The 23958-nt window shown below is 60.1% G+C and carries 27 protein-coding genes, 4 tRNA genes and 1 pseudogene; 23 read left to right on the top strand and 9 right to left on the bottom strand.

The window, feature by feature from the left end:
- Nucleotides 1–7: 7 nt before the first annotated feature.
- The 6 genes from ACVRRC_RS07330 to ACVRRC_RS07355 all read left to right on the top strand — a co-directional run bounded on the left by ACVRRC_RS07330 (nt 8) and on the right by ACVRRC_RS07355 (nt 2416).
- Entirely contained in the window at nt 8–1246 is a 1239-nt protein-coding gene (locus ACVRRC_RS07330; RefSeq protein WP_013982211.1) for an aspartate kinase, read from the top strand.
- Nucleotides 1247–1426: 180 nt separating this feature from the next.
- Nucleotides 1427–1612: a carbon storage regulator CsrA gene (gene csrA, locus ACVRRC_RS07335; RefSeq protein WP_003283978.1), complete on the top strand. Its 186-nt coding sequence runs from the start codon at nt 1427–1429 to the stop codon at nt 1610–1612.
- A 62-nt stretch (nt 1613–1674) separates the two neighbouring features.
- A tRNA-Ser gene (locus ACVRRC_RS07340) sits at nt 1675–1765 on the top strand.
- Between the two features lie 110 nt (nt 1766–1875).
- Nucleotides 1876–1952 (top strand) — tRNA-Arg (locus tag ACVRRC_RS07345).
- Between the two features lie 69 nt (nt 1953–2021).
- A tRNA-Arg gene (locus ACVRRC_RS07350) sits at nt 2022–2098 on the top strand.
- 72 nt (nt 2099–2170) lie between these two features.
- A complete protein-coding gene (locus tag ACVRRC_RS07355) occupies nt 2171–2416 on the top strand; it encodes a hypothetical protein (RefSeq protein ID WP_472996805.1) in 246 nt (81 codons plus the stop codon).
- Nucleotides 2417–2502: 86 nt separating this feature from the next.
- Here the strand turns inward: ACVRRC_RS07355 and ACVRRC_RS07360 are convergent.
- Nucleotides 2503–2628 (bottom strand): annotated as a pseudogene (locus tag ACVRRC_RS07360) (DUF4124 domain-containing protein); the annotation flags it as partial.
- A gap of 329 nt (nt 2629–2957) precedes the next feature.
- Here ACVRRC_RS07360 and mgtE point away from each other — a divergent pair.
- From mgtE to ACVRRC_RS07380, 4 genes are all read left to right on the top strand, one after another.
- Nucleotides 2958–4400 carry a magnesium transporter gene (gene mgtE / locus ACVRRC_RS07365; protein WP_013982213.1) on the top strand — a complete coding sequence of 481 codons (1443 nt, stop codon included), beginning with the start codon at nt 2958–2960 and terminating at the stop codon, nt 4398–4400.
- 140 nt (nt 4401–4540) lie between these two features.
- Nucleotides 4541–4783 (top strand): OadG family protein, encoded by a 243-nt coding sequence (locus tag ACVRRC_RS07370; protein WP_084901178.1) that lies wholly within the window; start codon nt 4541–4543, stop codon nt 4781–4783.
- 22 nt (nt 4784–4805) lie between these two features.
- Nucleotides 4806–6581 carry a sodium-extruding oxaloacetate decarboxylase subunit alpha gene (gene oadA / locus ACVRRC_RS07375; RefSeq protein ID WP_186416129.1) on the top strand — a complete coding sequence of 592 codons (1776 nt, stop codon included), beginning with the start codon at nt 4806–4808 and terminating at the stop codon, nt 6579–6581.
- A gap of 10 nt (nt 6582–6591) precedes the next feature.
- Complete coding sequence (locus ACVRRC_RS07380; RefSeq protein ID WP_014596192.1) at nt 6592–7728, top strand: sodium ion-translocating decarboxylase subunit beta; 1137 nt, start codon at nt 6592–6594, stop codon at nt 7726–7728.
- A 309-nt stretch (nt 7729–8037) separates the two neighbouring features.
- On the opposite strand, the gene ACVRRC_RS07385 is transcribed toward ACVRRC_RS07380, so the two are convergent.
- The 4 genes from ACVRRC_RS07385 to ACVRRC_RS07400 all read right to left on the bottom strand — a co-directional run bounded on the left by ACVRRC_RS07385 (nt 8038) and on the right by ACVRRC_RS07400 (nt 9178).
- Nucleotides 8038–8361 (bottom strand): Arc family DNA-binding protein, encoded by a 324-nt coding sequence (locus ACVRRC_RS07385; protein ID WP_013982217.1) that lies wholly within the window; start codon nt 8359–8361, stop codon nt 8038–8040.
- 212 nt (nt 8362–8573) lie between these two features.
- The gene (locus ACVRRC_RS07390) at nt 8574–8759 is read right to left on the bottom strand and encodes a PA3371 family protein (protein WP_013982219.1); all 186 of its coding nucleotides are present in this window, start codon (nt 8757–8759) and stop codon (nt 8574–8576) included.
- A 42-nt stretch (nt 8760–8801) separates the two neighbouring features.
- The gene (locus ACVRRC_RS07395) at nt 8802–9014 is read right to left on the bottom strand and encodes a hypothetical protein (RefSeq protein WP_106442969.1); all 213 of its coding nucleotides are present in this window, start codon (nt 9012–9014) and stop codon (nt 8802–8804) included.
- A 17-nt stretch (nt 9015–9031) separates the two neighbouring features.
- Nucleotides 9032–9178 carry a hypothetical protein gene (locus ACVRRC_RS07400; RefSeq protein ID WP_472996806.1) on the bottom strand — a complete coding sequence of 49 codons (147 nt, stop codon included), beginning with the start codon at nt 9176–9178 and terminating at the stop codon, nt 9032–9034.
- A 113-nt stretch (nt 9179–9291) separates the two neighbouring features.
- Here ACVRRC_RS07400 and ACVRRC_RS07405 point away from each other — a divergent pair.
- Nucleotides 9292–9368, top strand: a tRNA-Arg gene (locus ACVRRC_RS07405).
- Nucleotides 9369–9466: 98 nt separating this feature from the next.
- Here the strand turns inward: ACVRRC_RS07405 and ACVRRC_RS07410 are convergent.
- The 4 genes from ACVRRC_RS07410 to flgA all read right to left on the bottom strand — a co-directional run bounded on the left by ACVRRC_RS07410 (nt 9467) and on the right by flgA (nt 11960).
- Nucleotides 9467–10210 carry a flagellar brake protein gene (locus ACVRRC_RS07410; protein ID WP_472996808.1) on the bottom strand — a complete coding sequence of 248 codons (744 nt, stop codon included), beginning with the start codon at nt 10208–10210 and terminating at the stop codon, nt 9467–9469.
- A gap of 62 nt (nt 10211–10272) precedes the next feature.
- Nucleotides 10273–10743 carry a flagella synthesis protein FlgN gene (locus ACVRRC_RS07415; protein ID WP_041771675.1) on the bottom strand — a complete coding sequence of 157 codons (471 nt, stop codon included), beginning with the start codon at nt 10741–10743 and terminating at the stop codon, nt 10273–10275.
- A 39-nt stretch (nt 10744–10782) separates the two neighbouring features.
- A complete protein-coding gene (gene flgM / locus ACVRRC_RS07420; RefSeq protein WP_013982224.1) occupies nt 10783–11112 on the bottom strand; it encodes a flagellar biosynthesis anti-sigma factor FlgM in 330 nt (109 codons plus the stop codon).
- Between the two features lie 107 nt (nt 11113–11219).
- Nucleotides 11220–11960 (bottom strand): flagellar basal body P-ring formation chaperone FlgA, encoded by a 741-nt coding sequence (gene flgA, locus ACVRRC_RS07425; RefSeq protein ID WP_020699866.1) that lies wholly within the window; start codon nt 11958–11960, stop codon nt 11220–11222.
- Between the two features lie 86 nt (nt 11961–12046).
- Between flgA and ACVRRC_RS07430 the strand changes: the two genes are divergently transcribed.
- The 12 genes from ACVRRC_RS07430 (at nt 12047) to flgK (ending at nt 23952) form a co-directional block, all read left to right on the top strand.
- Nucleotides 12047–12979, top strand: a complete 933-nt coding sequence (locus ACVRRC_RS07430; RefSeq protein ID WP_014596200.1) for a chemotaxis protein CheV — start codon at nt 12047–12049, stop codon at nt 12977–12979.
- A complete protein-coding gene (gene cheR / locus ACVRRC_RS07435; RefSeq protein ID WP_386416351.1) occupies nt 12969–13838 on the top strand; it encodes a protein-glutamate O-methyltransferase CheR in 870 nt (289 codons plus the stop codon). The genes ACVRRC_RS07430 and cheR overlap by 11 nt, the downstream gene beginning before the upstream one ends.
- A gap of 193 nt (nt 13839–14031) precedes the next feature.
- Nucleotides 14032–14436, top strand: a complete 405-nt coding sequence (flgB, locus tag ACVRRC_RS07440) for a flagellar basal body rod protein FlgB (RefSeq protein ID WP_013982228.1) — start codon at nt 14032–14034, stop codon at nt 14434–14436.
- An 11-nt stretch (nt 14437–14447) separates the two neighbouring features.
- On the top strand, nt 14448–14891 hold the full coding sequence (gene flgC, locus ACVRRC_RS07445) for a flagellar basal body rod protein FlgC (RefSeq protein ID WP_013982229.1): 444 nt from the start codon (nt 14448–14450) through the stop codon (nt 14889–14891).
- 19 nt (nt 14892–14910) lie between these two features.
- Nucleotides 14911–15594, top strand: a complete 684-nt coding sequence (gene flgD / locus ACVRRC_RS07450; RefSeq protein WP_017244651.1) for a flagellar hook assembly protein FlgD — start codon at nt 14911–14913, stop codon at nt 15592–15594.
- Between the two features lie 30 nt (nt 15595–15624).
- Entirely contained in the window at nt 15625–17094 is a 1470-nt protein-coding gene (locus ACVRRC_RS07455) for a flagellar hook protein FlgE (RefSeq protein ID WP_019407239.1), read from the top strand.
- A 198-nt stretch (nt 17095–17292) separates the two neighbouring features.
- Entirely contained in the window at nt 17293–18033 is a 741-nt protein-coding gene (gene flgF, locus ACVRRC_RS07460; protein ID WP_013982232.1) for a flagellar basal-body rod protein FlgF, read from the top strand.
- 35 nt (nt 18034–18068) lie between these two features.
- Nucleotides 18069–18854, top strand: a complete 786-nt coding sequence (gene flgG / locus ACVRRC_RS07465; RefSeq protein WP_014596204.1) for a flagellar basal-body rod protein FlgG — start codon at nt 18069–18071, stop codon at nt 18852–18854.
- An 81-nt stretch (nt 18855–18935) separates the two neighbouring features.
- Nucleotides 18936–19631, top strand: a complete 696-nt coding sequence (gene flgH, locus ACVRRC_RS07470; protein ID WP_013982234.1) for a flagellar basal body L-ring protein FlgH — start codon at nt 18936–18938, stop codon at nt 19629–19631.
- A 14-nt stretch (nt 19632–19645) separates the two neighbouring features.
- Complete coding sequence (locus ACVRRC_RS07475) at nt 19646–20746, top strand: flagellar basal body P-ring protein FlgI (protein WP_013982235.1); 1101 nt, start codon at nt 19646–19648, stop codon at nt 20744–20746.
- An 11-nt stretch (nt 20747–20757) separates the two neighbouring features.
- On the top strand, nt 20758–21933 hold the full coding sequence (flgJ, locus tag ACVRRC_RS07480; RefSeq protein ID WP_013982236.1) for a flagellar assembly peptidoglycan hydrolase FlgJ: 1176 nt from the start codon (nt 20758–20760) through the stop codon (nt 21931–21933).
- A gap of 3 nt (nt 21934–21936) precedes the next feature.
- Nucleotides 21937–23952, top strand: coding sequence for a flagellar hook-associated protein FlgK (gene flgK, locus ACVRRC_RS07485; protein ID WP_045158518.1), 2016 nt, complete (start codon nt 21937–21939; stop codon nt 23950–23952).
- Nucleotides 23953–23958 lie beyond the last annotated feature (6 nt).

The raw sequence follows: 23958 nt of genomic DNA on the forward strand, positions 1-23958 counted from the left end.
GCTAACAATGGCTTTGATCGTACAGAAGTTTGGGGGCACCTCGGTCGGCACCGTCGAGCGAATCGAGCAGGTGGCCGAAAAGGTCAAGAAATTCCGCGACGGTGGCGATGACATTGTCGTGGTCGTCTCGGCAATGAGCGGCGAAACCAACCGTCTGATCGATCTGGCCAAGCAGATCAGCGAGCAGCCGGTTCCGCGCGAGCTGGACGTCATGGTGTCCACGGGCGAGCAGGTGACGATCGCCCTGCTGGCCATGGCGCTGATCAAGCGCGGCGTTCCGGCGGTGTCCTACACTGGCAATCAGGTCCGTATCCTCACCGATAGCGCCCACACGAAGGCGCGCATCCTGCAGATCGATGCGCAGCGCATCCAGCGCGACATCAAGGCGGGGCGTGTCGTCGTTGTGGCTGGCTTCCAGGGTGTGGACGAGAAGGGCAACATCACCACGCTGGGGCGCGGTGGCTCCGACACCACCGGCGTGGCGTTGGCGGCAGCGTTGAAGGCCGATGAATGTCAGATCTACACCGATGTGGATGGCGTCTATACCACCGACCCGCGCGTCGTTGCCAAGGCCCAGCGTCTGGACAAGATCACCTTCGAGGAAATGCTGGAAATGGCCAGCCTTGGCTCCAAGGTGCTGCAAATCCGCGCGGTTGAGTTCGCCGGCAAGTACAGTGTCCCGCTGCGTGTACTGCACAGCTTTCAGGAGGGTCCGGGTACCCTCATTACCCTTGATGAAGAGGAATCCATGGAACAGCCCATCATTTCCGGCATCGCCTTCAATCGTGACGAGGCCAAGCTGACCATCCGTGGGGTGCCGGACACGCCCGGCGTAGCGTTCAAGATTCTCGGGCCGATCAGCGCCGCGAATGTCGAAGTGGACATGATCGTGCAGAACGTCGCGCACGATAACACCACCGATTTCACGTTCACCGTGCACCGCAACGACTACAACAATGCGCTTCAGGTGCTGCAAGGGATTGCCGCCGAGATGGGCGCCCGGGAAGTCATAGGTGACACCAACATCGCCAAGGTGTCTATCGTCGGTGTCGGTATGCGTTCGCACGCGGGCGTCGCCAGCCGGATGTTCGAGGCGCTGGCCAAGGAAAACATCAATATCCAGATGATTTCGACGTCCGAAATCAAAGTTTCGGTTGTCATTGAAGAGAAGTATCTGGAACTTGCAGTACGTGCGTTGCACACCGCATTTGAGTTGGATGCGCCGGCTGGCAATACTGCGGAGTGATTCGCAGAAGGCGCGCTAGTCCGCGCCTTCTGTCGTATTGGGCCGTGCTAAAAGGAACTTTAGGCTCCCGAGCGCGGGTCAATACCTGGTGAAAGGCTCTAGCTTCATGTTTTACGGGACATTTTCCGTATTTATCTTTGCAGACTGTTTACTGAACTGAATCCGTTTAAGGAGAAAGGAATGCTGATTCTGACTCGCCGGGTAGGAGAAACCCTGATGGTGGGTGACGATGTGACTGTCACTGTGTTGGGTGTGAAAGGAAACCAGGTACGTATCGGCGTCAATGCGCCCAAGGAGGTGGCGGTGCATCGCGAGGAGATTTACCAGCGGATCCAGAAAGAGAAGGATCAGGAACCAAGCCACTAATTTTTCTGTAATTTTTGGCTTTGCAAACGGGGTAAAGATGGGTATGATGCGCCCCGTGTTGCGGAGAGGTGGCCGAGTGGCCGAAGGCGCTCCCCTGCTAAGGGAGTACACCTCAAAAGGGTGTCGGGGGTTCGAATCCCCCCTTCTCCGCCATTTTGCGTTCTAGGGTTTTTGATTCTTGCGTCAGCCTGCTTTCAGATGGAAAGCGCCACGGCAAAGTGCTTGACCATCATTGTTTACTCCCTATAATGCGCACGCTCAGCGCACTCATAGCTCAGCTGGATAGAGTACTCGGCTACGAACCGAGCGGTCGGAGGTTCGAATCCTCCTGAGTGCGCCATATTCGAATGACTGGCATCTTGCGAGTCGCTCGGGCAACCAGCAGTGATCTGGTTTATCAAGCACTTACGCACTCATAGCTCAGCTGGATAGAGTACTCGGCTACGAACCGAGCGGTCGGAGGTTCGAATCCTCCTGAGTGCGCCAATCAAGAGAAGGGCCTGCAGCGATGCAGGCCCTTTTTCGTTTTGGCGTCTAGCGCTTGCCCAGCACGCAGCCGTGTTCATCGAAGCTGACCGTGCGCACCTGCCCCTTGCCGTCCCGAAAGCGCAGGCGTCTCTGCCGTTGGTGCTTGTGGTGCTTTCCGGTCGGCCCAGCGCGCTTTCCACGTCGCTGCGTGTCATCCCCGCACGAATGCTCTTGCTGATGATCGCGCTGCGCCGCTCGCTGCCGGTCACCCTGTTGCCGCACCCGTCGTCTTTCTCGGCAACTACCGCCACGTCGTTGCCGACCTTGCGCTCGTGATTCGTACTTCTGGCAGTCGTGGCCATGCGCACGGTCTCGTCGGAGCTGGGCTTCGGGTTGACCGCCTGTTGTCGCTCGCTGCTCTGGTCCGTGGGGCAGCCCTGCTGACTGAAAGTGACGTGCCCCGCGGTATCGATGCAGCGAAACACGCTTGCGGAAAACGCCGGATTCGCCAGCAAAAGCAGGCCAGTGCAGATCACCCACATTTTCATTGTCGTCCTCCTTGACTGAACAAGCGCCTTGCAGGCTACTCAATAAAAGCTGTCCGTACATCCGTGTCTCATTGCGCCGTGAAGGCGTCGACAGAAAAGTCGGCGTCCAGGCTGCTGACGTGTCTGTGTGCAAGTTGCCCGAAAGGGCTGTACTTGAGCACGTCCGGCACGCCGCGGCGATGGTATGATTGCCGCATCTGCCCCTATGGGTCTGTGGAACAACCTTTCCTTATGGACTTACCCAGTAGCCATTCAAGTTTCCCGCTTGCCAATCACGTGAAGATTGATTGATTCCCCCGGCGCGCTCCCGGCCGGGGGTGGAGTGCGCCATGACAGAAGTAGAAGCAAAAAAGCCACAAGAGACCTTGCAGGACCGCCTGGCGCAGGTGGTCGAACTGCTGCAACGCCATCGCCTCGGTGAGGATGGCGAATACCGGCAGGACAATCTGCAGGTCGAGCCCGCCGAGAATTATGATCAGGGGCAGATCCTTGCCGAGCTGCAACGCAAGCTCGACGAGCTGCACCCTGCGGACGTCGCCCACATCCTGGAAGCATTGCCGCTCGAAGAGCGCCTGACCGTCTGGCAGCTGGTCAAGGCCGAGCGCGATGGCGACATTCTGCTCGAGGTCTCCGATGCGGTGCGGGAGACGCTGATCGCCGACATGGACGATCACGAACTGCTCGCCGCGGCCAAGGAGATGGACGCCGACGAGCTGGCCGACCTGGCCCCTGAACTGCCCCGTGATGTCGTTCATGAGCTGATGGAGAGCCTGGACGCCCAGCAGCGCGAGCGTGTGCGCTCGGCTTTGTCGTACGAGGAGGATCAGGTTGGCGCGCTGATGGACTTCGAGATGGTGACCATCCGCGAAGATGTCAGCCTGGAAGTCGTGCTGCGCTACCTGCGGCGGCTCAAGGAGCTACCCGGTCACACCGACAAGCTGTTCGTGGTCGATTACGACGGTGTGCTCAAAGGTGTGCTGCCGATCAAGCGGCTCCTGGTCAACGATCCCGACAAGCAGGTCGCCGAGGTAATGGCCAGCGACCCGGTCACCTTCCATCCTGACGAAGACGCCTACGAGGCGGCTCAGGCGTTCGAGCGCTACGACCTGGTTTCGACACCGGTCGTCGACAAGGGAGGCAAGCTGATCGGGCGCCTGACCATCGACGAGATGGTCGACCTGATCCGCGAGGAGAGCGAAAGCGAAGTCCTCAACATGGCCGGTCTGCGCGAGGAGGAAGATATCTTCGCTTCGGTCTGGAAGTCCGTGCGCAACCGTTGGGCCTGGCTGGCGGTCAACCTGGTCACCGCATTCGTCGCTTCGCGAGTGATCGGTCTGTTCGATGGCTCGATCGAGAAGCTGGTGGCGCTGGCTGCGCTGATGCCAATTGTCGCAGGTATCGGCGGCAACTCCGGCAACCAGACGATCACCATGATCGTACGCGCCATGGCGCTGGATCAGGTGGGCACTGGGAACACCGTACGCCTGTTGCGCAAGGAGGTCGGGGTCGGTCTGGTCAATGGTCTGGTGTGGGGTGGCGTGATAGGCGCGGTGGCCTGGTGGCTTTACGGTAGCTGGTCTCTGGGTGTCGTGATGACGGCTGCGATGACCTTGAATCTGCTGCTCGCGGCGCTGATGGGTGTGCTGATTCCGATGACGCTGGCGCGACTGGGGCGCGATCCGGCGATGGGGGCCAGCGTGATGATCACGGCCATGACCGACAGTGGCGGTTTCTTCATTTTCCTCGGATTGGCGACAATTTTTCTGCTGTAGCGGCGCTTTTCGCGTCGTGTTGGGGTTTGCCTTGTTTCGTTGTTTCGGGCTAAGGTTCGGCCGTTTCGCGTGTCGCGGAACGTGTCCGAACTAACGCAGCGAATAACAAGCAGCTTGAGCTGCTGACAAGGGAACTCCCGATGACCCCCAGCCAACTCCTGCTCGAAGGCGTCGAACTCATGCTGTTCGGCATCGGTTTCGTCTTCGCATTCCTCGTTCTGTTGATCCTTTGCATTCGCCTGATGTCGTATCTGACCGGTCGCTTCGTAAGTGCACCGGCGCCTCAGGCTGCGCCTGCACCGCATGTCGGTGCTGAAACAGACGCGGACATTCTTGCAGCCATCCAGGCCGCGATTCATCAACACCGCGCGCGCCGCGGTTGACTCTGGAAAGGGAGTTCCTTCCATGACAGTTGCTAAAAAGCCGCTCGGTATCACCGATGTGGTGCTGCGTGATGCCCATCAGTCCATTCTGGCCACCCGCGTCCGGCTAGAGGACATGTTGCCGATAGCCGCCAAGCTCGATCAAGTCGGGTTCTGGTCGGTTGAGAGCTGGGGTGGAGCGACGTTCGATGCCTGTATCCGCTACCTCGGCGAGGATCCGTGGGAGCGCATCCGTGAGTTGAAGAAGGCCATGCCCAACACGCGCCAGCAAATGCTGTTGCGTGGGCAGAACCTGCTGGGCTATCGCCACTATGCCGACGATGTGGTGGAGAAGTTTGTCGAGCGCGCTGCGGTCAACGGCGTCGACGTGTTCCGCGTGTTCGATGCGATGAACGATCCGCGTAATCTGGAAACGGCACTGCGTGCGGTGAAACAGCACGGCAAGCACGCCCAGGGCACCATTTCCTACACCACCAGCCCGGTGCACACCCTGGAGATGTGGGTCGATCTGGCGAAGCAGATCGAAGATATGGGCGCCGACTCGGTGGCGATCAAGGACATGGCCGGCATCCTCACCCCCTATACGGCGTTCGAACTGGTCTCGCGCCTGAAGGCCAGCCTGGCTATCCCGATCCATATGCAGTGCCACGCCACTGCTGGTTTGTCCTCGGCGGCTATTCTCAAGGCGGTGGAAGCCGGTATCGATAATGTCGACACTGCCATCTCCTCGCTGTCGATGACTTATGGTCATTCGCCGACCGAGTCGGTGGTGGCCATGTTCCAGGGTACCGAGCGCGACACCGGGCTGGACCTGGAGCTGCTGGAAGAGATTGCCGCCTACTTTCGAGAGGTGCGCAAGAAATACGCGAAGTTCGAGGGCAACCTCAAAGGCGTCGATTCGCGCATCCTGGTCGCCCAGGTGCCGGGCGGCATGCTCACCAACATGGAAAGCCAGCTCAAGGAGCAGGGCGCTCAGGACAAGTTCGATCAGGTGCTGGCTGAGATTCCGCGCGTGCGCGAGGATCTGGGCTTCATCCCGCTGGTAACCCCGACCTCGCAGATCGTTGGCACCCAGGCGGTGATCAACGTGCTCACCGGTGAGCGCTACAAGTCCATCACCAAGGAAACTGCCGGTGTGCTCAAGGGTGAGTACGGCTCAGCGCCTGCTCCCTTCAACGCCGAATTGCAGGCGCGCGTGCTCGACGGCGCAGAGGTCATCACTTGCCGTCCTGCGGACCTTTTGCAGCCGGAGATGCAGCGGTTGACGGCCGAGCTCGAAGGGTTGGCCCGCGAGAAGAACATCAAGCTGGCCGAGGATGCCATCGATGATGTCCTGACCTATGCATTGTTCCCGCAGATTGGTCTTAAGTTCCTCGAGAATCGCGGCAATCCCTCGGCGTTCGAGCCGGCACCCACCGGCAGCGAGCCGGGCAAGCCCGAGGTGTACACCGTCGAGGTCAATGGCAAGTCGTTCGTCGTGCAGGTCAACGAGGGGGGCGACATCGAAGGCATCAAGCCGCTCGGTGCGGATCCTGCGACCAGCGCCGCCAGTGCCGGTTCGACTGCAGCAGCCGTTCCGGCTGGTGGCGAGCCGCAGGCAGCACCGCTGGCCGGCAACATATTCAAGGTGTTGGTGCAGCCTGGGCAGCTCGTTCAGGAGGGCGACCTGGTGGTGATTCTCGAGGCCATGAAAATGGAAACCGAGATCCGTGCGTTCAAGGCCGGTACCGTTGCCTCGGTCAACGTCAAGGTTGGCGACGCGGTTTCGGTCGGCGACAGCTTGTTGAGCATCGCTTAAGGGGAGTCACATGGATAAGTTGCTCAAGCTGTGGCAGGGAACCGGTCTTTATCACCTCGAGCCTGGGCAGGCGCTGATGATCCTCGTCTGCCTGGGGCTGATCTATTTGGCGATCCGCAAGGGTTTTGAGCCGCTGTTGCTGATTCCGATCGGTTTCGGCGGCATCCTGGCGAACATCCCGGTGGCGAACATGGGTGAGGGGGCTGGCATCCTGCACCTGTTCTATGAGGTCGGCCTGCCGACCAGCGTGTTTCCGCTGCTGATCTTCATGGGTGTCGGAGCAATGACCGATTTCGGTCCGATGCTGGCCAATCCGAAGACGCTGTTGCTCGGGGCGGCAGCCCAGTTCGGTATCTTCGCCACCCTGCTCGGTGCGCTGGCGCTGACTGCGCTGGGAATCCCGGGAATGGAGTTCACGCTGCGTGAGGCGGCCTCCATCGCGATCATCGGCGGTGCGGACGGCCCGACGTCGATCTTCGTGACCTCCAAGCTTGCGCCTGAACTGTTGGGGCCGATTGCCGTGGCGGCTTATTCCTACATGGCGCTGGTTCCGCTGATACAACCTCCGATCATGCGTGCGCTGACCACCAAGGAAGAGCGTGCCATCGTCATGATGCAGCTGCGCCATGTCAGCCAGGCGGAGAAAATCGTTTTCCCGTTGGTCCTCTGCATTCTGGTTGGCTTGTTGCTGCCGGATGCGGCGCCCCTGGTGGGCATGTTCGCTTTCGGCAACCTGCTGCGCGAATGCGGCGTTGTGGATCGTCTGGCCGATACGTCGCGCAACGCCCTGATCAATATCGTCACCATTGCGCTGGGCCTGACGGTGGGTTCGAAGCTGTCGTCCGAGGCGTTTCTGCAAATGAAGACGCTGGGGATTCTGGTCTTGGGGATGGTGGCCTTCTGTGGCGGTACGGCGGCGGGCATTTTCATGGCCAAGGTGATGAATCGCTTCAGCCAGAACAAAATCAACCCGCTCATCGGTTCCGCCGGTGTGTCGGCCGTGCCGATGGCGGCGCGCGTTTCGAATAAGGTTGGTCTGGAGGCTAATCCGCAGAACTTTCTGTTGATGCATGCCATGGGGCCAAACGTGGCGGGCGTCATTGGCTCTGCGGTAGCCGCAGGAGTGCTTCTCAACTTCGTCGGCTAGCGCCGCATGTCCTGTCTTCCTCAGGCGGCCTCTTTCTGAGGTGCGTCTGAGGTGACCTTGTTCACCTTTTTCCCTTCCGATCAAGCAAGTCGAATGGTCAGTGTCCGCCCGATGCGCGGTTGCTGATGGCGGCGCCTGCGTCAGTGCTTTTCATCGGGCATTGCCATCATGCAAGTGGTGGCTTCGTGCCAAGCGGCTTGGTTGGCTGGGGGCAGGCAGATAGAAGGGGGGGGGCGGCGGGGAAGGTGCTGGCCAGGTGAGGCCGTGGATGCATGGACAGGGGCCTGTCACGCCCCTGTCCAGCTGCTGTCAGTCCTCCTTGGCGAGCTCGGTATCCTGAGCGATCAGCGCGATCAAGGCGTTCTGCTGTCGGTGAGCCAGCTGACGGAAACGCTGGAGCAGCTCCCGTTCATGCAGTGACAGCTCAGGGCTGTCCAAGCGCATGCTCAGATCGTCGTCCAGAGCGCCTTCCTGCAGCAGGCTTTGCTCCAGGCGGGCGATGATTTCCGAGTTCATGCTGCGGTGATGATTGCGCGCTACCTCAGCGATGCGTTCGCGCATGCCATCGGGAAGCCGAACCACGAATTTGTCAGCCGTGCGGCTGGAATAAACTGCCTGTTTCATAGGGCGCATAATTAACCGGTTAGTCAGGTGGGCGTGCTGGCGTATTGCCGGGGTAGTCACCGGTCTGACAACCACCAGTACTCGCTGTTCCGTCGACCAAGGGAAAAAATAGAAGACGGCTTCATGGCGCCAATTGTACGACGAATCGGTGATTAGTAAAGTGGTTGTGCTATCAAAGTGCCTTTACTGTGATGCAGTCCATTTTCCACAGCGGGGATGAATCAACGCAGTACCGGATCGAACTTTATTTTGCGCCCGATCATCAGGGCTATCAGGAACAGCGTCCCAAAGACTCCGATGCCCGCCTTGCAAGCGGCAGCTAGCGCGCCCGGCTCCTGTATTTCTGCGAATGCACCATACACACAGGCCGCGGTGAGCAGTAGGCAAGTCAATGCGAACTTGGACATGAATATCTCCTTTGCGGAACGATCCGCTCAAAATCCAATCCCTTAAAAGACCCAGCGTTGCGGCTGAGCCAATGTGCTGCCCTGGGCGGCGCTCAGGGTCGTGATCTGGGCCTTTTCAGCGAACTGCACGCGCTGAGTGGAAACTTGCGGGGTGGGCTCGTATTGATGCGCTTGCGGTTCGGCTGCTGGCATTTGCATCGCCGCCAGCGCGGCCAGTGCGAACCCAGTACTCAGGAGGGAAACCGGCTTGATCATGAGCGTCATCCTTCGCGTCACATTTGATTGCCTTTCATATTGCACGCGCTGTGCCAAGCCTGAATTGCTTTTAAGTCCTTTAAAATCAATAACTTAGCTTGGAGCGTGTCAGGGGCGAGCTTGCGCTTTGCACGGATGCACGTCGCGACCAATGCAATTTGCATGATGGCAAATCCCGGCCGAGACAGGGTTCCAGAGATGGCGGGTGAGCAGCGTTGGCCCCACGAACGACATGACAAAGCGCATCTGGCTCGCTAACATGCCGGCCGCGCAATCAGTCCCAGTAGCTCAATTGGATAGAGCATCCCCCTCCTAAGGGGAAGGTTGTGAGTTCGAACCTCGCCTGGGACGCCATCAAAGCCTGCATGACGAGGCAAAGCCGCAGCGGGCGGCTCGCCAGCTGCCAAGCGCTGCAGGGCTAGTTGGTGGGGTAGCTAGGGTGTCGTAGATGATTAGCCGAATGGCGAGTCGGTATTGTCGCGGCGTGCATCGCGCTGTAGCTGGTAGACCAATCGTTCGATCTGCCGTTGGGTCAATCCGCTAAGGCGGTGGAAGCGCAGCCCGCACATGGTCATATCCAGCTTTTCATCGACCACCAGGTGGCGGAGTTCGACTTCCGTCTGAATGGTTCCGATCGGGAGCTTGGCGGCCAGTTCATAAACCTGGCCTGTCTGCAGATTACCCTGATTGCCTTTGATGCTCAGTTTGCAGCCCGTTGCGGAGATATCGAGCAGGCGGCCTTCCAATGCATTTCGTACCGCTGCGCCGCCTAGCTGGGCGGTGACGGCAAGCTCCTTCAGCTGCGCGCGATAAGCGTTGCGGCGCTGATGATAGGTCAGTTCGGCAGGGGTAGGGATCCAGTAGCAACGTGTCCCATCTATTTCTCCAAGATGCACGTCTTGCTGGCTTGTCCAGAAGATGCGTGCGCCTTCGTAGAAGCCTTCGACGTGAAAGGCTTCGCCCTGCAGGAGCAGTCTCTCGCCATCGTTGGGGATAAGCTCGTCGAGGGCGATCCAGCCGGTTTCGCGGTTCATCTCGACCAGATAACTCTGGTATCGCTGGCTGCGCTCGTGGAAGCGCAGTGTCAGGGGAATATTGTTATCCAGCAGGGGACGCAGATTGGCGTAGATCTCTAGCGGTGCCGTCAGTACCTTGGGCGGTTGCGGGCCCTCGTCACCAAAAAATGAGTTAGACACGGTCCGGTGTTCTCCGGCGCATTGTTATCACCATCGCGTGGCGTCCTTGTAGCGGTCTATCGTCAGGCTTGGCTGAGAGGTCGTTGCTGCTTGCTCTTGGACGCTCCGCCTCGATTGTCATACAGGTCGGGAGTATCGTCCTTGCCCTGGAGTATGTGCAGCATGCTACCCAAGGCGCTCTGGTTGGCGCGTATCAGCCGGCCATTGCGCTCGTTGGCGCTACGGCAGCTTTCCAGCTCGGCTTCGAGCGTGCGGGCTTGTTCGAGAATGGTCTCACCGCTCGGTGAGCCACTGACTGCGGCCTGCAGGCCATTGCGATCAGGTGTCAGTTGTTGTCCGGTCAGCCACTGACTGCGCTGGGCGCCATGCTGGCCGAGCAGTGCCAGCAAAGGCTGCTTTTTTGTCAGGATCGCTTCAAGCCCAGCAAGATCACGATTGCCCAGAGCAGCAAACTCCTCATCGATAAGCTCAAGGAGTTGGTGTGCAATGCCGATATCTTCGGTTAGCTGCTCAAGCAGGGCTGTTTCGTGCATTTCGGTCTCTGGGCTTGCTCGCGTTAGTCGGGCTCAGGCTCAGCGTTGCGTCTCGAACGCCAGCAGCTTGGCTGCTACGCGCTGGTTGTCGACTTTATAAGAGCCGTCTGCAATCGCTGCTTTCAGTTTTTCTACGCGCTCTTGGTCTACAGCGGGTTGATCAGCCAATTTGTCGGCCGCTTGCTGCAGGCGTTGAGCTTCAGGGCTCAGTTGAACGGTGTCGCTGGCATTGCCGCTGACGGTGCTGGTTTTCGTTGCCTCGCTTGCCGGCCCTTGCTGCGGGTTGGCTGCGCGTTCGCTACCTTGCACACCGTTGCGCCCGCTGGGGGCATTCAGTGGGCTGTTAGGCCGATTGAAGTCGATGACCATGATGCAAACCTCGAAGGAATCAGGACGCTTGCCATGTGTTCGGCAACAGTGATGGAAACTTTAGCGTTTTTTTCCTGGGTACACATCGGAAAACTGTTGAATCCCGGTTACATCGCGACCTCCACCTGGCCGGGGCCGGTTACTCTGGCCTTGATCGTGCGGCCCGAACGCTGATTCTTGACAGGAATCTGCTTGCCCGGAGCGCCATCAGCCATTGCCTCGCCGGGCATGCGTACGCTGATCGAACCCGTCTTGGCGGTGATGACGACCTGATCCCCCTTGCGGACAACCTTGGCCATCTCCAGTTGATTGGGTGTGATCACCTGATCGGGTTGCACGGGGCGGGTAAGCTTGTTGCCCAGGGCCTCGTCCATTCGGGTCAGATAGCCTTGATTGAGCGCGGACACATCCCGCTCGGCGAGGCTGACATCCGCTTGGCTCAGCACGGTGTCGCGTAGAAGGGATCTGTTTGCGACGATCACCTCGCGATACAGGCGCACCTGCGCCGGTACGAAAACCGACCACGGGCTGCTGCCTTCGCAACTTACCCTTACCGTGACACGTCCAACGGGAGCGGTGGTTCCGCCAAGGCTGGCGGCGAGTGGTTGATCGCAAGGGTTGAGGCGCAGCCTAGGGTCCAATCGATTGACGCTGATCTCATGCCGGGCGGTGATTGCGCTGCGGATCAAATACTCGCCAACCGTGCGCTCAAGAAACTGCTCGGTCACGTCGATAAGCTGTTCAGGATGTGACATGGTTGACGCGTGGGCGAGTGAGCCCGTCGCGCAAAGTACTGGTAGCAGCGCAATCCGGCACAGCGCCAGATCGGCGCGTCGGAAAATGGTCATAAGGACGTTCATATCCCAACCAAAGCAAGGGGCGTGCCGCGTCTGAATCGTTCGGCCCCGTAATCTGCAAGCAGAGAGGAACTGGCATGGCCGGTGTATTGGATTCGGTTAACCAGCGTACCCAATTGGTGGGACAGAACCGTCTGGAGCTGTTGCTGTTTCGCCTCGATGGCGAGCAGCTCTATGGCATCAACGTTTTCAAGGTGCGGGAAGTGCTGCAGTGCCCGCGCCTGACGATCATGCCCAAGTGTGGTCGAGTGGTTCGTGGCGTGGCCAGCATCCGCGGTAGCACGCTGCCGATCCTGGATCTTTCGCTAGCGACCGGTAAGTCGGCGCTGATGAATCTTGAAAATTCGTTCGCAGTAATCACCGAATACAACAACAGGACGCTGGGTTTTCTGGTGAGTTCTGTCGAGCGGATCGTCAATCTGAACTGGGAGGCCATTCTGCCTCCTCCGCGCGGTGCTGGGCGCGATCATTACCTGACCGCTGTGACGCACATCGACAACAAGCTGGTGGAAATCATCGACGTCGAAAAGGTGCTGGCGGAAGTTGCGCCTACCTCGGAAGAGGTTTCGCCGGAAGTGGTGGACGACGATACTCGCGCCAAGGCGCTGTCGTGTCGCGTCCTGGTTGTGGATGACTCGTCGGTGGCGCGCAAGCAGATTACCCGCTGCCTGGAGAATATTGGTATCGAGGTCGTCAAGCTCAACGATGGCCGCGAGGCACTCAATTACCTGAAGCGGATGGCCGACGAGGGCAAGAATCCGGCGGAAGAGTTTCTGATGATGATTTCCGATATTGAAATGCCGGAAATGGATGGCTATACCCTGACTACCGAGGTGCGACACGATCCGCGCATGCATGCAATGCATATACTCCTGCATACTTCCCTTTCCGGTGTGTTCAACCAGAACATGGTGAAGCGAGCGGGGGCGGATGATTTCCTCGCCAAGTTCCAGCCTGATGATCTTGCTGCTCGGGTGGCCGAGCGGATCAGGCAGGCGGATGCAAACTGAGGCTAGCTCCTCTCATGATGGTGAGGCTTTATTGGTGTCAGTCGATCTGGATTTCGAGCAGTTCCGGGTATTTCTTGAAAAGACATGCGGCATCCTGCTGGGCAGCAACAAGCAGTATCTGGTATCCAGCCGCCTGAACAAGCTGATGGAACAGCAGGGCATCAAGACGCTTGGTGATCTGGTCAGAAAGATTCAGGCGCAGCCACGCAGCGGTTTGCGCGAAGCGGTTGTCGACGCGATGACGACCAACGAAACGCTGTGGTTCCGTGATACCTATCCGTTTGAGGTGCTGAAGAGCCGCGTGCTGCCAGAGATGCTCAAGGCCGGTTCCGGGCAGCGTCTGCGTATCTGGTCGGCAGCCTGCTCGTCCGGGCAGGAGCCTTATTCGCTGTCCATGGCGATCGACGAGTACGAGCGCAGCAATCCGAGTCAGCCAAAGACGGGCATTCAGATCGTCGCAACGGAGCTGTCCGGGGCAATGCTGGCAGCGTCCAAAGCGGCGGAGTACGACAGCCTGGCGATTGCCCGTGGGTTGTCCTCGGATCGCCTGCAGCGCTACTTCGATGTCAAGGCGCCGGGTCGGTGGGCGGTCAAGCCCGCCATCCGATCGCGAGTCGAGTTCAGGGTGCAGAACCTGCTGGATAGCTATGCGGCACTGGGCAAGTTCGACATCGTGTTCTGTCGCAACGTGCTGATCTATTTCTCCGCCGATGTGAAGAAGGACATCCTCAAGCGTATTCACGCGACGTTGCGACCAGGTGGCTATCTCTTCCTTGGCGCGTCCGAAGCGCTCAATGGTCTTCCCGAGCTGTACCAGATGATTCAGTGCAGCCCAGGCATCATCTACAAGGCCAAGTGAACCTCACTTGGCGGCAGAAAACCGTCATGCAAGGTGGCGGTCTGCGGCAATAAAGCGGTAATGGCTTGCCGCTTTTGACGCGACCGGCGATACCGCCAGGTTGGAAGTCCTTGAAAATCAGCGATTTGTGTTTGATGGCATGAGCTTTGCTGGAGTATGCGCAAGCAGACTTGTATCCGGCAGAGGGCCAGACATGAGCATCAGTTTCGACAAGGCACTTGGCATCCACGAAAAGGCGCTGGGCTTTCGCTCCCAGCGTGCAGAGGTGCTGGCCAACAACATCGCCAACGCCGATACCCCCAACTACAAGGCCCGCGATCTGGATTTCAGCAGCGTGCTCGCCGAGCAATCTGCTCGTAGCCAGGGCGGCTTCGGCGTCGCCCGGACCAGTGAAAGGCACATTGCCGCCGAGGGGCTGGAGATCGCTGATGCCTCGCTGCGCTTTCGCACGCCGGCGCATCCGTCTCTCGATCAGAACACCGTCGATCTGCAGATCGAGCAATCCAACTACGCGAAGAACGCTGTGGACTTCCAGGCGAGCTTCACCCTGCTCAATAGCAAGTTCAAAGGGCTGATGAGCGCCCTGCGCGGCGAATAAAGGAGTGTCTCATGTCTCTTAGCAGCGTTTTCAACATTGCCGGCAGCGGCATGAGTGCCCAGAGCACTCGGCTGAACACCATTTCCAGCAACATCGCCAACGCCGAGACCGTTTCGTCAAGCGTCGATCAGACCTACCGGGCGCGTCATCCGGTATTCGCCACGGTCTTCCAACAGGCCAACGGTCAGCCCGACCAGTCGCTGTTCGCCGGTCAGGACCAGGCCGGGGTTGGTGTTCAGGTGCTGGGTGTAGTCGAGGACCAGAGCGAGCTGCAGGCCCGCTACGAGCCCAATCATCCGGCTGCCGACGAGGCCGGTTACGTCTATTACCCGAACGTCAACGTGGTGGAAGAGATGGCCGACATGATCTCGGCCAGTCGTGCCTTCCAGACCAACGCCGAGCTGATGAACACGGCCAAGACCATGTTGCAGAAAGTGCTGACGCTGGGTCAGTGATAGTTACGAGAGCGCAATTATGAGCACTACGAACGGCGTCGGTGGAACCGGCTCGATACTGGATCAGTACCAGTTCGGCGAAAAGCGCGAGGCCAAGGGTAACGACCTCGGCAAGAACGAGTTTCTTGAGTTGCTGGTGGCCCAGTTGAACAACCAGAACCCGCTGGAGCCGCAGGAAAACGGCGAGTTCATCGGTCAGCTGGCGCAGTTCAGCACCGTGGAAGGCGTCGAGAAGCTCAACTCGAGCATGCAGACGATCCTGTCCGGCTACCAATCGTCCCAGGCGCTGCAGGCCTCGTCGCTGGTAGGGCGCAAGGTCATCGTGCCGACTGACAAGGCAGTTGTCGATACCAGCGAAACCTTCAAGGCGAGCCTGGTATTGCCGACCTCCAGCAGCAACGTCTTCGTGAATATCTACGACAGCACGGGTGCTTCGGTCGCGCGCGTGAACATGGGCCAGCAGCAAGCCGGCAACGTGTCCTTCATGTGGGATGGCAAAGATGCCAGTGGCAATGTCTTGCCGCCTGGTACCTATCGCTTCGAGGCGCAGGCTACCTATCAGGGCGAAACCAAAGGGCTTTACACCTTGCTGCCGGCGAACGTCGACAGCGTCACGCTTGGGCAGAACGGCGGGGAGCTGATGCTCAACCTTGCCGGTATCGGCAGCATCGGCCTCTCCCAGGTCCAGATCATCGGACAATAACCGCCGGCACCTCGGCAAAGGAGTAATTCCATGTCCTTCAATATCGGTCTGAGCGGCCTGCGTGCCGCGAGCAAGGACCTCAACGTCACTGGTAACAACATCGCCAACGCCGGCACCGTGGGCTTCAAGCAATCGCGCGCGGAGTTTTCCGACGTCTACGCGGCGTCCGTCCTCGGCACGGGCAAGAACCCGCAGGGCAGCGGCGTGCTGATGTCCAACATCTCTCAGCAGTTCAACCAGGGCAATATCAACTACACCCAGAACGCGCTGGACCTGGCCATCAACGGCAACGGCTTTTTCCAGGTTTCCAATAACGGTGCGGTGAGCTACACCCGCGCCGGTTACTTCGGTACGGATCGCGAAGGCTTTCTGGTCGACAACTTTGGCTACAAGCTGCAGGGTTTTCCGGTGGACAACAACGGCAACCTGCAAAATGGCGTCGTTGGCAACCTGCAGGTCCAGACGACCAACCAGGCGCCGAAAGCTACCAGCCAGATCAATACGGCCTTCAACCTGAACTCGACCCAGAAAGCCCCTGCGACCTGGCAGGCATCCTATGATGCCGAGTACCAGAGCTGGATCAGCAACCCGGCAAACGTTGCCGATGTCGCGGCACCGACCGCTGCCGAAAGGGCGCAGGCGGCGGCCTATGCTGCCACGCAGGCTAGTGGCACGTTCAACCCCGCCGATCCAACCACCTACAACAGCTCGACGTCGCTGAATATCTACGACTCCCAAGGCAATGCGCACGTCATGACGCAGTACTTCGTCAAGACCAGTGCCAATACCTGGGACATGAAGGTGCTGATCGACGGTCGCAACCCGGCCGATCCGGCGCAGGAGCCGCCGCAGCCATATGTGATGGGGCTGACTTTCGATGCGTCGGGAGCGCTTACATCCGTTGACAATGGCGGTTCGGCACTCTTCAGCGTTGCGCCGGATCTGAAGGTGACGCTGAACTCCGCGACCGGCAATCCGCCAACCGGAGGCTGGATTCCGGCAATTTCCAACGGTGCCACTCCGGCGACCTGGTCCGCCAATGGAGCATTGGCCAATCCGGGCGGCATCGTGCTGGACTTTTCCAAGTCGTCGCAGTACGCCAGTGCCTTCGCCGTGAACAGCGTCGCGCAGGACGGTTACACCACCGGCGAGCTGGCCGGCCTGGAGATCGACGATACCGGTGTGATCTTCGCGCGGTATACCAACGGCCAGTCGAAAGTGCAGGGGCAGATCATCCTGGCCAACTTCGCCAACGTCCAGGGCCTGACTCCCGTGGGCAAGACCCAGTGGGTACAGTCGTTCGAATCAGGCGAACCGGTAGTGGGTACACCTGGCTCCGGAACGCTCGGTGCGCTCCAGGCTGGAGCGCTGGAAGACTCCAACGTCGAGTTGTCGGACCAGCTGGTCAATCTGATCGTTGCGCAGCGTAACTACCAGGCCAACGCCAAGACCATCGAGACCGAAAGCGCCATCACCCAGACGATCATCAATCTGCGTTGATAGGTACGGCAGCGGAAGATTGCCGCCGACGGCAGTATTCCGCCGCTCTTGCCAGAGAAGGCCCTTCGGGGCCTTCTTGCTTTTCGAAAAACCTATCAGAATCAAGCAGTTGAATGATGCTGTCCGGAGTGGCATGCGCCTTGCATTTTTGCTCATCAACAGAATCGCTAGCGTCAAACTCGCGTCTCGGAGAAGTCGATGGACAAGATGCTCTACGTGGCCATGACCGGTGCCAGCCAGAACGCGCGGGCCCAGCAGGCTCATGCCAACAATCTGGCGAACATTTCCACTACCGGTTTTCGCCGTGACTTCGAGCAGGCCCGCTCGATGCAGGTTTTCGGCGACAGCCATCCGGCGCGCGTCTATGCGATGTCGGAGCGTCCGGGCACCGATTTTACTCCGGGGACCTTGCAGGAGACCGGTCGGGATCTGGATGTGGCCGTCGAAGGGCAGGGCTGGATCGCCGTGCAGGCTCCGGATGGGAGCGAGGCTTATGTCCGTACCGGCAGCCTGAATATTGACGTGCTGGGCATGTTGCGCACCGCCGATGGCATGCCGGTGATGGGCAATGGCGGGCCGATCGCCATTCCGCCGGAGGAAAAGGTGGATGTCGGCCATGACGGCACCATCAGCATCCGCGCCTTGGGTGAGGATCCGAACATCGTGGTTACCGTGGACCGCATCAAGCTGGTCAATCCCGATCCGCAACAGCTGGAAAAGGGAACCGATGGCCTGATCCGGCTCAAGAGTGGCCAGCCGGTAGAGGCGGACGGGAACGTACGGGTCGTGTCGGGCTTTCTCGAAACGAGCAACGTGAACGCGGTTTCCGAAATGACTTCCATCCTGGCGCTGTCCCGCCAGTTCGAACTGCACGTAAAGATGATGCGCACCGCCGAAGATGATGCGGCTGCCATGGCGCGCGTACTGCAACTCAGCTAATAGCGTAGCGCCGGCGGCGCACGAGGAGAAAGCTCATGCTTCCAGCACTTTGGGTCAGCAAGACGGGTCTGTCCGCTCAGGACATGAACCTGACGACCATTTCCAACAACCTGGCCAACGTTTCCACGACCGGCTTCAAGCGCGACCGTGCCGAGTTCCAGGATCTGCTCTATCAGATCCGTCGTCAGCCCGGCGGCCAGTCCAGCCAGGACAGCGAACTGCCGTCCGGCCTGCAACTGGGTACCGGTGTACGCATCACCGGTACGCAGAAAATCTTCACCACCGGCAGCCTGCAAACCACTGAGCAGCCGCTGGATATGGCCATCAATGGGCGTGGTTTCTTCCAGGTGCTGCTGCCGGATGGCACCGTGTCCTACACCCGAGACGGTAGTTTCCATCTGAGTTCCGATGGCCAGCTGGTGACCTCCAACGGCTATGCGCTGGAGCCCGCCATCGTTGTTCCGCCGGAAACCCAGACCTTCACCGTTGGTGAGGACGGCACCGTCTCGGTGACCACCGTGGGCAATCCGCAGCCGCAGATCATCGGCAACATCCAGACCGCCGACTTCATCAACCCGGCCGGTCTGCAAGCCATGGGCAGCAACCTGTTCCTCGAGACCGCTGCCAGCGGCGCGCCGCAGGTCAGCACGCCGGGGCTCAATGGTCTGGGCACCGTGCTGCAGAACACCCTGGAAAACTCCAACGTCAGCGTCGTTGAGGAGCTGGTGAACATGATCACCACTCAGCGCGCCTACGAGATGAATTCCAAGGTCATTTCCACCGCGGACCAGATGCTGTCGTTCGTGACGCAGCAGCTCTGATCGCGGGTTTGCCGTTGTTTGCGGGTAGGCATCACGTCCCCCCGCTGTAGTTTCGATGGCCTGTCATGGCTTGAGGTGTTTATGAGCCGTTTGTTGATTGTTGTTTCGATGTCTTCTGCCTTGGCGCTGGTCGGATGTGTTGCTCCTGCGCCGAAACCGAACGATCCGTACTACGCGCCGGTGCTGCCACGCACGCCGTTGCCGGCTGCGCAGAACAATGGCGCGATCTACCAGGCGGGCTTTGAAACCAACCTCTACGACGACCGCAAGGCTCATCGGGTTGGTGACATCATCACCATTACCCTCAACGAGCGGACCCAGGCCAGCAAGAACGCGACGTCGAAACTCTCGAAGGACAGCAGCGCGAACATAGGTCTCGGCTCGCTGTTTGGCGGCGCGGTGTCCATGGCCAACCCTCTGACCGGCAACTCAATGAACCTGGGAGCCGAGTACGAGGCGTCGCGCGACACCTCCGGCTCTGGCCAGGCAGGGCAGAGCAACAGCCTGTCCGGCTCCATTACTGTCACCGTTTCCGAAGTGCTGCCTAACGGCATCCTTGCCGTGCGCGGCGAGAAGTGGATGACGCTCAATACCGGTGACGAACTGGTGCGTATCGCAGGTCTGGTTCGCGCGGACGATATCTCCACCGACAACACCGTGCCGTCCACCCGTATTGCCGATGCGCGCATCACCTACTCGGGCACCGGCGCCTTTGCCGATGCCAGCCAGCCGGGCTGGCTCGACCGTTTCTTCATGAGCCCGATGTGGCCCTTCTGACCGGAGCTGATGCCATGTGGAAAAAACTGCTTCTGCTCGCGGGTTCACTCATGCTCTGCAGCGCTGCTCAGGCCGAGCGGCTGAAGGATGTCGCGACCATTCACGGTGTGCGCAGCAACCAGCTGATCGGCTATGGCCTGGTCGTTGGCCTGAATGGCAGCGGTGACCAGACCACCCAAACGCCGTTCACCGTGCAAACCTTCAACAACATGCTGGCGCAGTTCGGCATCAAGGTGCCGGCCGGCGGCAATATCCAGTTGAAGAACGTCGCCGCGGTGTCGATTCATGCCGAGCTGCCACCCTTCGCCAAGCCGGGGCAGACCATCGACATCACCGTATCGTCCATCGGTAATGCCAAGAGTCTGCGCGGCGGCAGCCTGCTGATGGCGCCCCTGAAGGGGATCGATGGCAACGTCTATGCCGTTGCTCAGGGCAACCTGGTTGTCGGCGGCTTTGACGCCAGTGGCGCCGATGGATCGCGCATTACCGTCAATTCGCCGTCGGCTGGACGCATCCCCGGTGGTGCCACGGTCGAGCGACCGGTGCCGAGTGGCTTCAATCAGGGCAACACGCTGACGCTGAACCTCAATCGCCCGGATTTCACCACGGCGAAGAACATCGTCGATCAGATCAATGACCTGCTCGGCCCGGGCGTGGCCCAGGCGCTGGATGGCGGTTCGATCAGCGTGACTGCGCCGCTGGATCCGAGTCAGCGGGTGGATTACCTGTCGATTCTGGAGAACCTCGAGGTCGAGGTCGGCCAGGCGGTGGCCAAGGTCATCATCAACTCGCGTACCGGCACCATCGTCATTGGCCAGAACGTGCGGGTTCAGCCGGCCGCGGTTACCCACGGCAGCCTGACGGTCACCATTACCGAAGACCCGCAGGTGAGCCAGCCCGAGCCGTTCTCTGATGGGCAGACCGTGGTAGTGCCCAACTCGAAGGTGAAAGCCGAAGAGGAAGCCAAGCCGATGTTCAAGTTCGGCCCGGGCACCACGCTGGATGAGATCGTCCGGGCGGTGAACCAGGTGGGTGCTGCGCCCAGCGACCTGATGGCCATTCTCGAAGCCCTGAAGCAGGCTGGCGCGCTGCAAGCCGATCTGATCGTGATCTAAGGATTAGCGACATGGAAAACCGACTCGGCAGCGGGGCCCGCGCCCTCGACAGCGGCAGTTACAACGATCTCAATCGACTCAGCCAGCTCAAGGTCGGCAAGGACCGGGATGGCGAGGAGAACGTGCGCAAGGTTGCGCAGGAATTCGAGTCGCTGTTTCTGAACGAGATGCTCAAGTCGATGCGCTCGGCTACCGAGGTGCTGGCCAAGGACAACCCGCTGAACAGCCAGGCGACCAAGCAGTACCAGGACATGTACGACCAGCAACTGTCGGTCAGTCTCTCGAAGGAGGGCGGCGGCATCGGGCTTGCTGACGTACTCGTGCGCCAGCTGAGCAAGCAGACCGAGACGGTGACCCGCAACAACCCGTTCGCTCAGGTCGCACGAACCGAGGGCGCGGCCTGGCCGAGCAAGCCGGCGGCGGCTGCGGTCGAGTCCGGCCGGGATGACTCGCGCCTGCTCAATCAGCGTCGACTGGCTCTGCCGGGCAAGGCGAGCGATCGCCAGCTGGCCAACGTATCGGCTACCGCGCCGACGACAACCGGCGAAGGCGCGCAGCCGCTGGTCAATGTCGACTGGAAGCCCGCCACGGCGTTCGTTCCGCCGAAAGACCGGCCATTGACGGTCAATGGAGTGGAGAAGAGCGCGCCCAATTCACCGAGCAAGACGCGCTTCAGTTCTTCCGAAGAGTTCATTACCACCATGTTGCCGATGGCCGAGAAGGCGGCCGAGCGCCTGGGTATCGAACCGCGATTCCTGGTAGCGCAAGCCGCGCTGGAAACCGGCTGGGGCAAGTCCATGATCCGCCAGGCCGATGGCAGCAACAGCCACAACCTGTTCGGCATCAAGGCAACTGGCTGGAAAGGCGCCTCTGCCACCGTAATGACCACCGAGTACGTCAACGGCAAGGCAACCCGCGAGAAGGCGGGGTTTCGCGCGTACGACTCGTTCGAGCAGAGCTTCGATGATTTTGTCAGCCTGCTGGAGAACAACGACCGCTATCGGACCGCTATCCAGGTCGCGAGCAACACGGGTGATTCGGAGCGTTTCGTCAAGGAACTGCAGAAAGCCGGCTACGCCACCGATCCCCAGTACGCCCGCAAGATCACCCAGATCGCGCGCAAGATGCAGACCTATCAGACCGTTGCCGACGCGAATTCGGTGCCCGCGATGCGGACCAGAGGCTAAATCATGGCTGACCTATTGAGCATTGGCCTTTCCGGCCTGGCCGCCAGCAAGACCCAGCTGTCCATCACCGGCCACAACATCACCAACGTCAACACGCCTGGCTATAGCCGGCAGGACGCAACCCAGGCTACCCGCTCGCCGCAGTTCAGCGGCGCCGGCTATATCGGCTCTGGCACGACGCTGGTCGACGTGCGTCGCACCTACAGCGAATTCCTGACCAGCCAGCTGCGCAGCAGTACATCGCTGAATCGCGACGTCGAGGCTTACAAGAGCCAGATCGATCAACTCGATTCGCTGCTGGCCGGCACCACCACCGGTATCACGCCCTCGCTGCAGAAGTTCTTCTCGGCCTTGCAAACGGCTGCCGAAGATCCGGCGAACATCCCGGCACGCCAACTGGTTCTGGCGGAGGCAGAAGGCCTGGCCAGGCGCTTCAACACGGTCTATGACCGGCTCTCTGAGCAGAACAATTTCACCAACAAGCAGATGGCCGCAGTGACCGACCAGGTCAATCGTCTGGCGGGCAGCATCGGCAGTCTGAACGAAGCGATTGCCATCGCGGCGGCCAACGGTAAGCAGCCGAACGACCTGCTCGATGCCCGCGATGAAGCCGTCCGCCAGCTGTCGGGCTATATCGGCGTGACCGTTGTCCCGCAGGATGACAGCAGCTTCAACGTTTTCATCGGCAGCGGTCAGCCGCTGGTGGTTGGCAGCAAGGTGGCGCGTCTCGAGGTAGTGCCGGGGCAGGGCGATCCCAACCGCCATGAGGTGCAGTTCATTAGCGGCGGTTCACGGCAAGGCATCACTTCGCAGATTACCGGCGGCGAGCTGGGCGGCTTGATTCGCTATCGCGAGGAAGTGCTGGACTCCACCATGAACTCGCTCGGCCGGCTGGCGCTGTCAGTGAGTGATCAGGTCAATGCTCAGCTTGGGCAGGGTCTCGATCTCAAGGGGCAGGTCGGTTCGGCGCTGTTTGGCAACTACAACGATCCGGCGCTGGCCAAGTTGCGTGTCAATGCGTTCGTGGGCAACAGCAACGCGCAGCCGCTGATGAATATCACCGATACCAGCGTGCTCACCACCAGCGACTATCTGATGGAGTATGACGGTAGCAGCTACAAGGTGAGGCGCCTGAGCGACAACCAGTTGATGACCGTGGCGGAAAATCCCGTTGGGACGTTGTCCTTCACGGACAAGAACGGACGGGATCAGGGCTTCCAGGTCGTCTTGGGAAATCCCGCTCCGACAGCGGGGGACAAGTTCAGCCTGCAGCCGACCCGCCGTGGCGCGTCCGATATCAAGGCGACGCTGGATCAGGCCGACCAACTGGCCTTCGCCGCCCCGGTACGAGCGCAGAGCACGCTGCAGAACAGTGGGACAGGGGCCATCGGCCAGCCGAACTTGCTGTCTGCCCCGTCGCCCATCGACCCCGCTGCGTTGGCCGCGGCCTTCGAGGGGCTGACGCTGACCTATGATGGCAGCGGGCTGACGCTTCCGACTCCGGCGCCAGCAGGGTTGGTGCTGTCGCCGTCCACCGTGACTGCCGGCCAGACCAATACACTGAACCTGACGCTGACCACCGGAACGGCACCCAACGAGCAGCAATACAGTTTCGAGTTCACGCTGAGCGGCAGGCCCGCCGCAGGCGACACCTTCACCTTCAACTACAACCAGAGTGGTGTGTCCGACAACCGCAACGCCTTGAAGCTGGTGGATCTGCAAAGCAAGCAGACCGTCGGCGTGACAGCGGGCATTGCCGGCTCGGGTTTCAGCTTCACCGATGGTTACGGTGAGCTGGTCGAACGCGTTGGTACGCTGACGGCGCAGGCCCGGATGGACAGCGAAGCCACCGGGGCCATTCTGAAGCAGGCGACCGACAACCGTGATTCGCTCTCGGCGGTGAACCTGGACGAAGAGGCCGCCAACCTGATCAAGTTCGAGCAGTACTACAACGCCTCGGCTCAGATCATTCAAGTTGCCCGCTCCCTGTTCGATACACTGATCAGCACCTTCAGGTAATAGGCC

It is taken from the genome of Stutzerimonas sp. LR2 (genome assembly GCF_055755175.1).